This is a genomic window from Jeotgalicoccus marinus DSM 19772, assembly GCF_000425825.1.
GTDB lineage: Bacteria > Bacillota > Bacilli > Staphylococcales > Salinicoccaceae > Jeotgalicoccus > Jeotgalicoccus marinus.
The window spans coordinates 93,004-108,129 of the sequence record NZ_AUEE01000003.1 but is presented as its reverse complement, the minus strand read 5'-3'; the positions used below and the strand labels follow the sequence as shown (position 1 = coordinate 108,129).

Annotated in this window: 14 protein-coding genes; 8 read left to right on the top strand and 6 right to left on the bottom strand. The window is 36.7% G+C overall.

The window, feature by feature from the left end; translation table 11 throughout:
* Positions 1–57 precede the first annotated feature (57 nt).
* Both H624_RS0100645 and H624_RS11390 read left to right on the top strand, forming a co-directional pair.
* Positions 58–576 (top strand): GNAT family N-acetyltransferase, encoded by a 519-nt coding sequence (locus H624_RS0100645; RefSeq protein WP_026865843.1) that lies wholly within the window; start codon positions 58–60, stop codon positions 574–576.
* A gap of 13 nt (positions 577–589) precedes the next feature.
* A complete protein-coding gene (locus H624_RS11390; RefSeq protein ID WP_035855250.1) occupies positions 590–1,792 on the top strand; it encodes an MFS transporter in 1,203 nt (400 codons plus the stop codon).
* A 44-nt stretch (positions 1,793–1,836) separates the two neighbouring features.
* Here H624_RS11390 and H624_RS0100635 read toward each other — a convergent pair whose 3' ends face one another.
* Together H624_RS0100635 and H624_RS0100630 are read right to left on the bottom strand one after the other, a co-directional pair.
* Entirely contained in the window at positions 1,837–3,264 is a 1,428-nt protein-coding gene (locus tag H624_RS0100635) for an aldehyde dehydrogenase family protein (protein WP_026865842.1), read from the bottom strand.
* A gap of 81 nt (positions 3,265–3,345) precedes the next feature.
* Positions 3,346–3,693, bottom strand: a complete 348-nt coding sequence (locus H624_RS0100630; RefSeq protein ID WP_026865841.1) for a hypothetical protein — start codon at positions 3,691–3,693, stop codon at positions 3,346–3,348.
* A 185-nt stretch (positions 3,694–3,878) separates the two neighbouring features.
* Here H624_RS0100630 and H624_RS0100625 point away from each other — a divergent pair, with 185 nt between their 5' ends.
* Both H624_RS0100625 and H624_RS0100620 read left to right on the top strand, forming a co-directional pair.
* On the top strand, positions 3,879–4,895 hold the full coding sequence (locus H624_RS0100625; protein WP_026865840.1) for a PTS sugar transporter subunit IIC: 1,017 nt from the start codon (positions 3,879–3,881) through the stop codon (positions 4,893–4,895).
* Between the two features lie 238 nt (positions 4,896–5,133).
* Positions 5,134–6,636 carry an SLC13 family permease gene (locus tag H624_RS0100620; RefSeq protein WP_035855244.1) on the top strand — a complete coding sequence of 501 codons (1,503 nt, stop codon included), beginning with the start codon at positions 5,134–5,136 and terminating at the stop codon, positions 6,634–6,636.
* A gap of 46 nt (positions 6,637–6,682) precedes the next feature.
* Here the strand turns inward: H624_RS0100620 and H624_RS0100615 are convergent, their stop codons facing one another.
* The 3 genes from H624_RS0100615 to H624_RS0100605 all read right to left on the bottom strand — a co-directional run bounded on the left by H624_RS0100615 (position 6,683) and on the right by H624_RS0100605 (position 9,967).
* Positions 6,683–7,675, bottom strand: coding sequence for a YeiH family protein (locus tag H624_RS0100615; protein ID WP_026865838.1), 993 nt, complete (start codon positions 7,673–7,675; stop codon positions 6,683–6,685).
* 115 nt (positions 7,676–7,790) lie between these two features.
* Complete coding sequence (gene putP / locus H624_RS0100610; protein ID WP_026865837.1) at positions 7,791–9,356, bottom strand: sodium/proline symporter PutP; 1,566 nt, start codon at positions 9,354–9,356, stop codon at positions 7,791–7,793.
* 170 nt (positions 9,357–9,526) lie between these two features.
* Positions 9,527–9,967: a YtoQ family protein gene (locus H624_RS0100605; protein ID WP_026865836.1), complete on the bottom strand. Its 441-nt coding sequence runs from the start codon at positions 9,965–9,967 to the stop codon at positions 9,527–9,529.
* Between the two features lie 103 nt (positions 9,968–10,070).
* Here H624_RS0100605 and H624_RS0100600 point away from each other — a divergent pair, with 103 nt between their 5' ends.
* The 3 genes from H624_RS0100600 (at position 10,071) to mqo (ending at position 12,773) form a co-directional block, all read left to right on the top strand.
* Entirely contained in the window at positions 10,071–10,742 is a 672-nt protein-coding gene (locus tag H624_RS0100600; protein WP_026865835.1) for an HAD family hydrolase, read from the top strand.
* An 11-nt stretch (positions 10,743–10,753) separates the two neighbouring features.
* Positions 10,754–11,083 carry a hypothetical protein gene (locus H624_RS0100595; protein ID WP_026865834.1) on the top strand — a complete coding sequence of 110 codons (330 nt, stop codon included), beginning with the start codon at positions 10,754–10,756 and terminating at the stop codon, positions 11,081–11,083.
* 178 nt (positions 11,084–11,261) lie between these two features.
* Positions 11,262–12,773 carry a malate dehydrogenase (quinone) gene (gene mqo / locus H624_RS0100590; protein WP_256370671.1) on the top strand — a complete coding sequence of 504 codons (1,512 nt, stop codon included), beginning with the start codon at positions 11,262–11,264 and terminating at the stop codon, positions 12,771–12,773.
* 59 nt (positions 12,774–12,832) lie between these two features.
* Here mqo and H624_RS0100585 read toward each other — a convergent pair whose 3' ends face one another.
* Entirely contained in the window at positions 12,833–13,924 is a 1,092-nt protein-coding gene (locus H624_RS0100585; RefSeq protein WP_026865832.1) for a PLP-dependent transferase, read from the bottom strand.
* A 193-nt stretch (positions 13,925–14,117) separates the two neighbouring features.
* Here H624_RS0100585 and H624_RS0100580 point away from each other — a divergent pair, with 193 nt between their 5' ends.
* A complete protein-coding gene (locus H624_RS0100580; RefSeq protein ID WP_026865831.1) occupies positions 14,118–15,035 on the top strand; it encodes a prolipoprotein diacylglyceryl transferase in 918 nt (305 codons plus the stop codon).
* Positions 15,036–15,126: the final 91 nt, after the last annotated feature.

Sequence of the window (15,126 nt, the reverse complement as noted above, 5' to 3'; positions counted from 1 at the left end):
TAATTGTCAAACTGTTCTATAGTATTAAGTAAATACAATTCGAAAGTGTGTGTAAATATGTTAGAAAAACTAGAAGACAAAGCGTTTGATCTTGTTTATCAGCTCATGGCAGAGTCATTTCCAGAGTCAGAGAGACGAACGTATCAAGGTCAAAAAGATTTACTGAAACTTAATAACTATAACATACTCGTGCTAAAGGAAAATGACGATATTCTCGCATTTTATGCAGTATGGGAAAATGAGAAATATCGCTTTATAGAGCATTTAGCAGTTAACCCTAACTATCGTTCAAGAGGTCTTGGATCTAAAACCTTACAAGCTTTCCATGACCTAGATAACAAACCAGTCATTCTTGAAGTAGAAGCCCCTGATGATGAAACGAAGAAAAGACGTGTGCAATTTTACGAGAAAAATGGTTACTATCTAACTGATTTTAAGTATATGCAGCCTAAAATCAATAAGGACTTAGACACCGTAGAACTCGTACAGATGACGTATCCAAGAGAATTAAGTACAGCCGAATTAACTGAAGCTAAAGCGTGGTTAGATCGAACAGTATACAAAGATGCACATTAAAGAGGGATGAAAAATGAAATTTATAGAGCGGGGTACTTCAAAATATAAGCAGACCGTATTAGCTTTTTTTGCAGCAGGTTTTAATACTTTTGCGATTTTGTATGTCGTGCAACCAATCTTACCAGACCTAACGACTTTTTATAATGTTACACCGACCGCAGCAAGTCTTAGCCTTTCAGTGACAACATTTACATTGGCAATCAGCATGCTGTTTTTTGGGTCTTTATCTGAAACAGTTGGGCGAAAGAATATTATGATAACTTCGATGTTAGTCGCGTCTTTACTCTGTATTTTAACGGCATTTAGCCCAACATTCTCAAGCCTATTTGTGATGCGCGCTATACAGGGCGTAGCCCTAGCGGGTTTACCTTCCATTGCCATGGCTTATCTTGGAGAGGAAATACATCCAACTAGCTTACCTGGGGCAATGGGTCTATACATAAGTGGGAATGCCCTTGGAGCGGTATTTGGACGGGTCTTTGCAGGACTTGCAGCGGGTTTGTGGAGCTGGCAAGTCGGTGTAATCGGAGTTGGGGTAGTGAGCTTAATTGCAACCGTCATTTTCTGGTACTCGTTATCACCCTCTCAACATTTTACTAAAAGAGAATTTAATCTATTAAGTTTATTAAAAACACTAGCTGCACATATAAAAAATCCTTTATTGGTTATTCTATTTGTTATGGGTTTCCTATTACTTGGAACCAATGTGTCTGTTTATAACTACGTATCATTCGTGCTCATTGAAGATTATCAAGTGAGTCAAACTATAGTCAGTTGGATTTATTTAATTTTCTTAGTTGGAGTATTAAGCTCAATGATTTCTGGTCGTTTAGTTTACCAATTTGGGAAGACAACGATGTTATATACAGCATTCATCATTTCGATTTCAGGCTTACTAATTTTGTTAATCCCATCACTTATTGCGGTTATCATTGGACTCGTCATGTTTACCTTTGGCTTCTTTATTGCACACTCATTAACCAGTGGCTGGGTCGGTAGTATCGCCCACAATAATAAGGCTCAGGCCTCATCACTTTACTTGTTTTTCTACTACACAGGATCTAGTGTTGGTGGTACCTTAGCCGGCCTATTTTGGGGAATGGCTGGTTGGTACGGTGTATCACTAATGAATATTTCATTTTTAGTGCTCGGACTAATGCTCTATATGACTTTCTTATACTTATTAAAAAGAAGAATTTGGCATTTTAAAATATAAAAAGTCGTCCGTTTAAAAAACGGACGACTTTCTGTATCTAAATTCTATTCGAAATAGCCTTTAATTGATTTTACTTCAAGGAATTCTTCTAGGCCATAGTCGCCCCATTCACGACCGATACCGGATTGTTTATAACCACCGAATGGTAAATCATTTGTACCTTTACCTTCATTGATAATCACTGTACCTGCTTCGATAGAACGTGCGACTTGTTTAAGTTTTTCTGGATCTTTACCAACGACATAACCTGCTAGTCCATAGACGGTGTCATTGGCAATTTTAATTGCATCTTCTAAAGTATCATATGTGATGATACTCATGACTGGTCCAAAAATTTCTTCTTGAGCAATCGTCATACTGTTGTCTACATTCGTGAAGATTGTCGGATTAACAAAGTAACCTGTTTCTAGACCTTCGGGTTTGCCTGTACCGCCTAATTGTAAGGTTGCACCTTCAGCTTCACCTTTTTCAATATAACTTTGAACTCTATCAAATTGTGTTTTGCTAATTAAGGGTCCAACTTCGACACCACTATCTTTTGGATTACCAACTTTGACTTGTGACATTTTTTCAGTTACTTTCTCGATAAAGGCATCTTTCATACTTTCAGGGACGATTGTACGTGTTGCTGCTGTACAAACTTGGCCTGTGTTTCTAACCACTCTTCCAGTTGCAATGCGAGCAGCTTCATCTATATCTGCGTCATCTAAAACGATTAGTGGTGATTTACCACCTAGTTCAAGTGCAACTTTCTTGAAGTCTTGTGCTGATTTTTCCATGATGCTTCGGCCTGCGCGAGCAGAACCAGTAAATGACATCATACGTACATCTGGGTGTTCACTTAATGGGATTCCGACACCTTCACCGTCACCATTTACTAAGTTGAAGACACCTTTAGGTACACCAGCTGCTTCAAAAATTTCTGCTAGTAGTACTGCAGTAACAGGTGTTTCTTCACTTGGTTTTAAGACAACTGGTGACCCTGCTGCAAAGGCAGCTGATAATTTCAATGCTGTCTGGTTCGTTGGGAAGTTCCATGGTGTTATTAAACCTGCAACACCAATACTTTCCTTAACGATTAAAGCATCGCCACGCTGCTCCTCAAATTCAAAAGTATCTAAGGTTTTAGCAGCAGTTCTAAAGTGTCCTAAACCAGCGTTATAGTGTGTTTGCTCAGTCATATCTATTGGCGAACCAAGTTCGTTAGAAATTGTTTCGATTAAATCATCTTTACGTTTCTCATACTCTTCAGCAATGCGTTCTAACATCGCTTGACGCTCTTTTACTGGGGTATTACGAAATTCTAAATATACGTCTTTAGCTGCAGCAACCGCTTTGTCTACATCCGCTTTGTTACCAGCAGCAACAGTTGCAAATGCTTCTTCTGTTGCGGGGTTAATAACTTCTATAGTTGCTTTACTGTCACTATCAACCCATTCGCCATTTATATACTGTTTGTTATAGTTTAACAATTAAAAAACCTCCAAAATATGTTGTCTTTATATTTATCCTTTAACTGCAATTTTCAAACATAATAAATTAGCTGCTATGCATTACTTACGGAAAGAGTCTAAGAAGCTTAATGTGCTAAGGCCGAGTAGTTTTAAGGCTCTTTTACTTCCTTCAAATCCGTGACCTGCTTTGAAATGTTTTATAACTGCAACACCGAGTACCGCGTTAACTAAAAGTGTACCAATTCTTGTGAAGGTCTTACCAAAGAAAGATAAGAACAAGAAGATAGAACCAACTGCCTCTAAATAGCCTGCTAATTTCATTTGATCAGCATTCACGTTAAACTCAGATTCAAAATCTTCACCTAGGTTTCCGTCCGCTTTGATCTTGTCTAAGCCACCTTCAATAAGTTGTGATCCAAGATAAGCATTTGCTAAGTATTTAATCATAATAATGCCCCCATATTTTGTAATTTAATGTATTATAACATTTTTAGTTTAACATAAAGATAAGTTATTCTTTAATATAAAGTAATTGACTTAAATTTTTTGCTATGATAACTTAATCTCATTGTAATTTTGAAAGGCTTTTCATAATTATACACTGATAGATATACAATGTGGGGGTTTTGGAAATTGACGAGCTGTTAAGTATTGGATTACTTTTAGTTATTTTACTAGTTTTTACGTTATTTACGCATTTCGCGCCATATGGTTCTAAAGTTATGGGTGCATTTGCAGGTGCAGCTATTGCGACATATTTAGTTGAGGCACTGAATACATTCGTGATAGGTGACATATTTGGAATACCGTTTTTCCAAGATGCGGGTGCAGTTGCAGGTAGTCTCGATGGCACAATTGTCGTTATGTTAGTTGCCTTAGCAATGAAAGTTGCACCGGTCAATGCAGCAATATTAGCTGCTGGTTTTGGTGATATGGGTCTAATTCCTGGTTTGTTTTCTGCTTATCTAGTGTCATTCTTTGTACTTTGGTTGCAGAAAGTTGTACCGAAGGGCTTAGACTTTATTATCGTTATCCTTGTTGGTCTACCAGCAATTAGATTACTTGGATTAGCAATCACACCACTAGTAGACAACTCATTACTAGAAATTGGTGCAATCATTCAAACTGCAACTGAAACAAACCCATTAGTAATGGGCTTAATGCTCGGTGGTATTGTTACAATAGTTGGAATTTCACCACTTAGTTCTATGGCATTAACAGCCTTACTTGGATTAACAGGGATACCAATGGCTGTTGCAGCATTATCAGCATTTGCATCATCTCCAGCTAGTGCTTGGCTCTTCTATAAGTTGAAAATAGGAGATTTAAAGTCCATTATTTCTGTGGCAATAGAACCGCTGTCTAAGGCAGACTTAGTGACTGCAAACCCTATACCGATGTATGTGACAAACTTTGTAGGTGGGGCTTTATCGGGTGTCGTTATTGCGACGTCAGGTATGGTCAATGATGCCCCAGGAACTGCAGCACCCGTGCCTGGTTTACTTGTAATGTTTGGTTATAATCCTGCAGGACAAGTGCTTATGTACGCTGCAATCTGTGCAGTAATTTCATTTATTGTTGCAGTAATCGGTAGTTATGTATTTAGAAATGTAAAAATTTACAATAGCGAAGCTTTGGAAGAAGATTAATAAGATGAAGCAGCCATGCACAAATCGTGCATGGCTGATTTTATCTCAGTAGGTATATATAATTTCTATTATATAAAATTAAAAGTATGTGAGCAAAAATGAAAACGAATACAATTTTTCTCCTTTTAAATTTTTGATGAAATTATGACAAATTGGTATTGTGAAGCGATTAAAGTAACAAAAAATGGTATATTTGCAGTGATAAAGATAATAAATTTTAAAAGGAGAAAGAACTGTTATGGCGAATCAGAAAGAACAAAAAGCGTATAAGCCGCTTTGGATTATTGTAGCCTTTTTAGTTTTAATTATTATTAATTTCTTGCCAGCACCTGAAGCTCTTGGTGTAGTTGGTTTAAGGTCATTATCTGTACTAGCATTTGCAGTCATCATGTGGGTAACAGAAGCAGTGAAATATCCAGTATCCGCAGTAATGATAGTTGGCCTACTCATTATTTTACTTGGGCTGTCTCCAGTACCAGGAAATGAAATTGGGGAAGCACTAGGTGTACCTGATGGAACAGATCAATTTGGTACAAGTAATGCACTTAGCCTTGCCTTTTCTGGTTTTTCTAGTTCAGCACTTGCCTTAGTTGCAGCAGCACTATTCCTAGCGAGTGCTATGCAGATTACTAACTTGCATAAACGTTTAGCACTGTACGTTTTACGTATTGTTGGTAACAAAACGAATGCAATTGTCTTGGGTACAATTTTAGTATCTATCTTACTTGCATTCTTCGTACCATCAGCAACAGCAAGAGCGGGTGCAGTTATCCCAATTCTGATTGGTATGATTGCTGCATTCGGTATGCCAAAAGATAGTCGTCTTGCAACACTCCTTATCGTTACAGCTGTACAAGCCGTTTCTATTTGGAACATTGGTATTAAAACCGCAGCAGCACAAAACTTAGTCGCAATAGGCTTTATTAATGAAGCTATGGGAGAAGATGTATCATGGATTCAATGGTTCATCTATGCAGCACCGTTCTCTATCATTATGAGTATTTTATTATACTTCGTAATGACACGTTTCTTTAAAGCGGAAACGGATGAGATATCTGGAGGACGAGAGATGATCAACAGTGAAATTGAAAAACTTGGTCCAATAAAACCAGTTGAGTGGCGTTTGATAACGATCGCAAGTTTACTTCTAGTATTCTGGGCGACAGAAGGCATTCTTCACCCATTTGATTCTTCATCCATTACATTGATTGCACTTGCAATAATGTTAACACCTAAGATTGGTGTCTTTACTTGGAAGGAAGTAGAAGGGACGATCAACTGGGGTACAATTATCGTATTCGCAATTGGTATCTCATTAGGTACAGTATTACTAAGAACTGGTGCTGCACAGTGGTTATCTGATGTTACATTTGGAGCTATGGGCTTAGATTCCTTACCACTTGTTGCTATTATTGCGCTAGTATCAATATTTAACATTGTAATTCACTTAGGGTTTGCGAGTGCAACATCACTTGCATCAGCCTTGATTCCAGTGTTTATTGCATTAACGACAACATTGAATTTTGGAGATTCATCACTAGGATTTGTCCTAATTCAACAATTTGTAATCTGTTTCGGTTTCCTCTTACCAGTAAGTGCTCCGCAGAATATGCTTGCTTATGGTACAGGAACATTTACAGTACAAGACCTACTTAAATCAGGTATCTTCCTGACAGTCGGAGGTTACATTTTAATCATCATCATGTCAGCAACATACTGGCAGTGGATTGGCTTACTATAAAGCATAAAAAACTGGTGGATTGCCAAAAGGCAGTTCACCAGTTTTTTTAGTTTATAAAGCTTGCGACATAGTAAGTAACTAGGGATAAAATAATAGATACAATAATTAAGGCAATCAGTGGTTTCATTGCTTTTTCTCTAATAGATTTAAGAGAGACACTTAAGCCAAGCCCAACCATAGCCATAACCATTAGTAAGGTAGTGAGTTGATCAATAATATTTCGTATATTATCAGGTATGTAAATAAAACTGTTCAACACTGTGACAACTAAAAAGAAAACTAAGAAATAAGGTATATCAACTTTTCCTTTTGCATCTGTATGATTTCTCTTAGCGAATGCATACATAATAATAAAGCTGACTGGAATTAATAAAAATACTCGACTTAGTTTTGATAATAGGGCCATGGCCATTCCATCATCCCCACCAGTTGCGCCTGCAAGAACCACTTGAGCAATTTCATGTAAGCTTAAGCCGCTCCATAGACCATAAACACTGTTGTCCATATTTATAGCTGGCCCAATAAAAGTATAAACTAAGGCGAAAACTGTTCCGACAACTGAGATTAAACCAATACTAATAGCTGTATCTTCTTCTTTTGCTTTGGTTATTGAACTTACTGCTGAAATAGCGGCAGCACCACATATACCTGTCCCTGCAGCAAGCAAGAACATGATCGATGAATTTGTATCCATGAACTTATTAAAGGCATGCATGAGTAAAAAGGATAAGAGAATCACGCCTGTTCCAAGTACTAGCATAATCCAACCCTCAGAGATAATAAGTTGTAAATTTAATTTAAAACCATACAATACTATAGCGACTCTGAGCAGTTTTTTTGCTGAGAAAGTAATGCCGGGCCGAATGGACTCAGGGTAACCCAATATTTGCCTGTAAATTAGACCGATAAGTAAGGCAATAGCTAAAGCGCCAATGTTCTGTACAATAGGCAGTTGAGCTAAGCCCATACTGATTAATGCAATAAGTAAAGTAAAAGCAATACCCAATATAAATGTTCTGTTTAAATATTTTTCTGTCATTTGTCCACCTCATTTAAAGATTATCATATCTCTATCTTTAAAGGGGAGAGACTTTTTAAAAAATAAGACCGTAACTCAGTGGTTGTTACCATGAGTTACGGTCTTATTACTTATATTAACCTTTAAGAATACGTTCAGTTTCTTCAAACTCACGCATCATTTCTGGTTTAAGCTCTTTCTTCTGAGTCATTTTACTTACAATAATACCGAGAAGCGTTGATACGATAACTCCTGGAATAATTTCATATAAGCCAGTACCAAATGTACCCGCTGCAATCCAAATGATTACAGTAGCGGCACCACCAATGATTGCGGCAATTGCACCAGAGCGAGTCATGCCTTTCCAATGTAAGGACATTACAACGAGTGGACCAAAAGCAGCACCAAATCCTGCCCAGGCATTGGCTACTATACTTAAGATAACTGATTCATCGTCCCATGCAATAGCAATCGCAACAAGGGAAACAATAACTACTGATAAGCGACTCATCGCAACGTAAATTTTATCAAGTTCAGCTTCTGTTTTAGTTTCCTTACCTTTTAATACACGGTGACGAATCATTTTATAAAAGTCTTGTACAAGTGAACTCGAAGTCACTAATAGTTGAGAAGAAATTGTACTCATAATTGCCGCTAGAATAGCGGCTAAGAAGAAACCACCAACAAGAGGATGGAAGAGTACCTGACTCATTAAAATCAAGATTGTTTCAGGATCTTCAACATAGTGCCGAGTATGGTCTATAAAAACGACGCCCAGTAGACCAGCAAGTGAAACGCCTGCTAGTGAAATAGCCATCCATGTTATACCAATACGTCGTGCAGCAGGTAGTAATTTATGTGTTTTAATGGACATAAAACGTATAATAATGTGCGGTTGACCAAAGTAACCGAAAAACCAAGCTAGATTACTAATTATAGTAATAAAAGAAACACCACTTATGATGGACATGTAATCAACATCGTTTATTGCACCGAGGTCTTCCAATCTTACAAAAGGCTCAACCCCATTACCTGTAAGGGTTAACCATGTTGCAATAGGAACCATAAATATGGCTATAAACATTATTATGCCTTGGAAGAGGTCGGTTAGACTAACTGCTAGATAGCCACCGACAAATGTATAGATAATGACGACACTAGCTGTAATGAAAAGTCCCCAATGATACTGTAAATCAAAGGCATTTTCAAAGAGTTTACCTCCTGACACCATTCCGCTAGCTGTATATACAGCGAAGAATATAACAACAACTAGTCCTGCTATGATTCTTACGAGATGTTTTTCGTCTTTAAAACGATTTTCAAAGTAGTCAGGTAAAGTAATCGAGTTCTCAGATACTTCAGAATAGATACGGAGTCTTGGTGCAACAATGATGTAGTTCACATATGCACCGGCAGTAAGACCAATTGCAATCCATAAACTGGACATACCAACTTCATACATACTTCCAGGTAGTCCCATTAGCATCCAACCTGACATGTCTGAAGCACCTGCAGATAATGCAGTCACCCAAGGACCGATATTGCGGCCACCAAGTGTGTATTCATCCATTGTAGATGTGGATTGTTTGTACGCATAATAACCAATCCCTGCAAGAAGTAAAAAGTATAAGGCAATCATTAGATAATGTTGCCAACCTACAGAGAATGTAAAGCCAGAATTTAATGCACTATTTAAAATCATCTTATAAATCTCCCCTTTTGTAATATATTTTAGTAAGAGCAATATATCTGACACATGGGCCAATTATAGCGGTCATCGGGAAAATTTACAACGTCAATTGGAGTATTAAAAAAACTTAAAAAAATTAAGCCGCGTAGGTAAGGTGCTGAAGCGGCTTAATAAAAGTGAATTTATTTATAGATGTACTCGATAACTTCCATCGCTTGTTGAACATTTTCTGTAACAACATTCGCCTTTTGAGAGATTTCTTTTAAAGGATGAATAAGCTTTTCTGGGCGAACTAGAATGAGTGGTTTGCCGAGATTAATCGCTGTTGTTGCATCCATTGCGGTATTCCACTGTTTGTATTCTTCACCGAATAGGGCAATAACAATATCAGCTTTGTTCATCATTACTTGTGTGCGTAAATTATTGATGCTTGAAGCAGCATCATCACGGTAGTACTTACTTGGTTGCTCACCAAGAATGTTTTCACCAATATCATCAGATAAATCATGGTTGGTTTGTGGTGAGACAAAAGTTAATGGTAAGTTCTTTTCTTTTGATAATGTTTCGATTTCATCTCTCCAGTTAGAATGAATTTCTCCGGCTAAATATACTGTTAAATCCATTTTTACCCTCCTAATCGTCATTGCATAATAGTATATACCCTAAATCATTTATGTTAAAATATTTACTATAGATATTACTATTTAGGGAGAGGACAAAAGCGACATGAAAGTAGCATTATTTGATTTTGATGGCACATTGTACCCACATGAAACCTTCGAAACTTTGCGTTTGCATCTTCGAAGTCATCCAAAATATAAAAAGAATTATAAACGTTTTGTACGTTATTTTGCACCTACATATTTCGGTTATAAATTAAAATTAGTGCCTAAAATTAAAATGCAACAAAGAGCGCTTGAGTCGTATATTCTTTCTTTTAAAGGTTATTCAAAGACTGATATAGAAGAATTCTTCACTGATGTTGCAAGGTCTATGTCTGAAGAGCTTCGTCGTCCCTTACTAGATAAGATTAAACAGTTAAAACAAGACAATTACTATGTCGTTTTAATATCAGGTGCTTTTATTCCTTTATTAGAAGCCCTCTTTAAAGGTATAGGTTTTGACTTAATTGTGGGGTCATCTGTAAACTATAACAATAAAGGAAAACTTGACTATAAGGCCCGTTTTGAGCGTGTCTTTGCTGAACGCAAAATTGATATCATAAAAGATCACTTCAAGAATAAGGAAATTGACTGGAAAAACAGTCGTGCTTATAGTGATAGCATTTCAGATTTAAAAATGTTAGAACTTGTAGGTAAGCCGGTTGCTGTTTCGCCAGATTCTGACCTTTTATCCGTTGCACAGAAAAACAACTGGAAAATCTTGAATAATATATAGGAGGTAACAACATGGATTTGCTCAATTTAACAGAGGCAGACCTGTATCCGACGGAAAAATTTGGGCCGTCACTAACGGGGACTCTACTATATAAAGTGAGAGATCAGAATTATTTCCAGGGAGCGTACATGACAACGAATGAACGTATGTTTATGAATGTTGATATGAACGGCGAGGCTTACACTCGCGTGTTTGCTTATACTGACATCGTTAAAGCAAGTGTTGAGAATGACTCACTGATTATAGAATTCCCAGATGGTATGGGCAAATTCGCAATGGTAAATATCACTTCAGGTGATGCGGATGAATTTGCACAGTTTGTTAACAATCAACTTTCATAATGAAATTCTTTAGTCACTTGTTTGTTATAAACAGGTGACTTTTTTGAATATTTTATTAGTATGACACATTTTTTAATTAGTATAACGCATTACGTAATTTGACTTTAAGAACTTGAGTAAAAAGAGTATACTGTATATATATAAAACAATTAATAAGAGAATAAGGGGCTTAGATAAGATTATGGCTACTTCTATTAGCAAATCTGATGTCGTTCTAATCGGTGGTGGAATTATGAGTGCCACGCTTGGAACGCTTTTAAAAGAATTAAAACCTGAATGGAATATCAAGGTATTCGAAAAACTGGATGCTGTGGCAAGTGAAAGTTCAAATGCATGGAATAATGCTGGGACAGGGCATTCAGCTTTATGTGAACTAAACTATACACCGGAAATGAAGGATGGGACAATTGATGCAACAAAAGCAATTAAAATCAATGAACAGTTCCAACTATCAAAACAATTCTGGTCTTATCTAGTAGAAAATGGCAAGTTATCTTCGCCATCTGAATTTATAAATACAGTGCCGCATATGAGTTTTGTTGAAGGTGAAAAGAATATTGAATTCCTTAAAAAACGTGTCGACAAGTTAACTGAAAGTCCACTTTTTGAAGGTATGGAAATCTCAGATGATCATGAAGTATTGAAAAAATGGGTGCCTTTAATGATGGAAGGCCGCCAACCATCTGAAGAAATTGCAGTGACTAAAATTGACTCCGGAACGGATATTAACTTCGGAAGTCTAACAGAAAAATTATTTGATAACCTAGCAAATGATGGTATTGAAGTTGAGTATAAGCACGAGGTGCAAGATTTAAGACGTACAGAATCTGGCAAATGGCAAGTGAAAGTAAAAGATTTAAATACGGGTAGACTAGAATTTCATACCGCTGATTTTGTATTTATTGGTGCAGGTGGAGCGAGTCTACCACTCTTACAAAAAACGAAATTACCAGAGTCTAAAAAAATCGGTGGATTCCCTGTCAGTGGCCTGTTTTTAGTTTGTGAAGATGAAGAAATCGTCAATAAACATGAAGCGAAAGTGTATGGTAAAGCGAAAGTGGGTGCACCACCAATGTCTGTACCTCACTTAGATACACGCTACATCGATGGTAAACGTTCACTATTATTTGGACCATTTGCAGGCTTCTCTCCTAAGTTCTTAAAAACAGGGTCATATTTAGACCTAATTGCATCGGTAAAACCTTATAATGTCTTAACGATGCTATCCGCTGGTGCTAAGGAAATGGGATTAACAAAATATCTAATACAACAAGTATTATTAAAGCAAGAAGAGCGTATCGAAGAGCTAAGAGAATTTATTCCTGATGCCAAAAGTAAGGACTGGAGAACAGTAGTTGCTGGTCAACGCGTTCAAGTTATCAAGGATACAGACAAAGACGGAAAAGGTACATTGATGTTTGGTACGGAAACAATCGTATCAGAAGATGGTTCGATAGCATCCTTACTAGGTGCATCACCAGGGGCTTCAGTCTGTGTAGATGCGATGCTTGATTTAATCAGTAGAGCCTTCCCAGAAGAGTTCCCGGGCTGGGAAGACAAAATTAAAGAAATGATACCAACTTACGGTACTTCCTTGTCCCAAAATCCAGAGTTGTTTAAAGAAGTAAATGAACGAACTACAAAGGCACTTGGCTTAAAAAGCCATGAAGAAGGTGCTTTGTTAAGCTAATTGAATAGGAAAACCCCTTTCGTTGATAATGCTAACGAAAGGGGTTTTTATAGTGCATTCTATTTTATAGATTTTTCTAAAGCTTGTTCGATATCATTAATAATATCATCTGCATTTTCAATACCAATTGATAACCGGATTAAAGTATCATCGATACCGCGTTTTAATCTTTCCTCATCAGGCATTTCTGCATGAGTTTGTGTGAATGGGAATGTGATAAAGGTTTCAGTTCCACCTAAACTTTCTGCAAAAGTACATACTTCAATATTCTCTAAGAATTTATTGACGCTATAGTTGTCATTGAAACGTAAGCTGAGCATGCCTGTAGTTCCAGCATAAAGTACGTCTTTTATACTCTTATGTCCATTAAAATAGGCAGCCACTTTTTTGGCGTTTTCAATTGAGCGATCCATACGAATATGTAGGGTTTTAAGCCCTCTAAGTAAAAGGAAAGAATCAATTGGTGAGAGTGTTGCACCAACCATATTATGATATAGGAATAATTGTTCTGCTAATTCTGGATTATTAACAGTGACAACACCTGCTAATACATCATTGTGTCCACCAATATATTTAGTTGCTGAATGAAGTACAATGTCTGCACCTTCAGTCAAGGGTTGCGAAAGATAAGGTGTTAAAAATGTATTGTCGATAATGGTGAGAATTTCATGTTGTTCAGCGAGCTTATATAGAGGTTTTAAATCAGTTTTTTCCATTGAAGGATTAGTAATAGGCTCTATAAAGAATGCACGAGTATTATTGTTTATGTGTTTTTTTAATGTCGTTTCATTATTAAAATCGACATAGTGGAATTTTATATTATATTTTCTTTCATAGAAATCAAAAATTCTAAATGTACCGCCATAAAGGTCAAAACTTACTAATATTTCATCCCCACTGTTGAATAGATTACAACACAGTTGAACAGCGGCCATTCCACTCGCAGTTGCAAATGATTGATAGCCACCCTCTAAGTCAGCAAATGCCTCTTCAAAGAATGATCTTGAAGGGTTTTTAGTTCTTGTATAATCAAAACCAGTTGATTTACCTACACCTTCATGTTCATAGGCAGTGGCTAAATAAATAGGATTTGTTGTTGCTCCAGTATGGTCTGGATTTAATGATATTTGTGAAAGTTTAGTATCCAATATGTAACGTCCTTTCTTCTTATGTATTTGTTGAAAGATAGATTAAATATATATAAAAGTAGCTAGCAAAGTCAATGTTTTAATGGAATATTTCGATAATTAAGACGGTGCAACGCCGTTACAACACTATAAAGCATCTAGAAATTTGTAACGATAGGCGTTATAATGATTGTATTAAACCTACAGGAGTGATACGGTGAACCAGTCTCGGAACGTTATATATTATACAACCGCACAAGTAACAGAAATGGTCGAGTTATCCGATCAGAATGTGAGAAAGTATGTTAGGTTACTTGAGGATAGAAATTATGAAGTGGCTAAGGATGAATATAATCGTAGACTCTTCTCTAAAAAGGATGTAAGCATCCTCCAGGAAATGATTAGAATTGCTAAATCTCCAGGTAATACTTTGGATTCAGCAGCAGATGAGATTATAGAGAACTTAAATAGTTTCGATGAAGATTCTTCAGAAGAGACAAACGAAGTTTCTAATATGTCGAACCACGATATTTCAAGAATGTTTTCACTTGTATTAGAGAAATTAGACGAAATACAAAATGAAAACAAAGCATTAAAAACGAATATCAATACTCTGGTTCAAAGACTTGAAGAATATGATCGTGCAGCGCTTGAATATACAGCTTTTGAAGAAGATGGGGTACTTTCAACTGCAGATGAGTTAGAATCTGAAACAGTACCTGAAGACGGGACAGAAACGACTGTATCTGAAGAAGTCACTGAGGAACCGGCTGCATTAACTGAAACGATTAAAACAGAGGCGCCTGGTGTGGAAGAAGTTGATGACTCTACTATAGAACAAGAAGTAAATGTAACAGAGGAAGCTGAAGATACTAGAACTTCAACAGAAGAAGTTTCAAAAACTGAATCTGAGGCAACTGAACCTAAGGAAAATCATATATCAGAGGAAGCACCTCCTGAGCCATCTACTGATGACACAATAGATCGGCCAAAAACAAGTGTGGATATGAGTCAATCTAACGAAGAAAAAGAAACACAGCCAGAAAACCTTAACTATCGTGATTCTGTAGAAAAACAAATTGAAGAACCGAAGAAAGGCTTCTTCGGTAAACTTGCAAGTATATTTAAAGGATAGGACCGAAAATTTTCGGTTCTTTTTTATTTCAACGTCTTTCGTTGACTTTATAATTCATATCCCTTATAATCCCTATTGGCGAACGAGATAA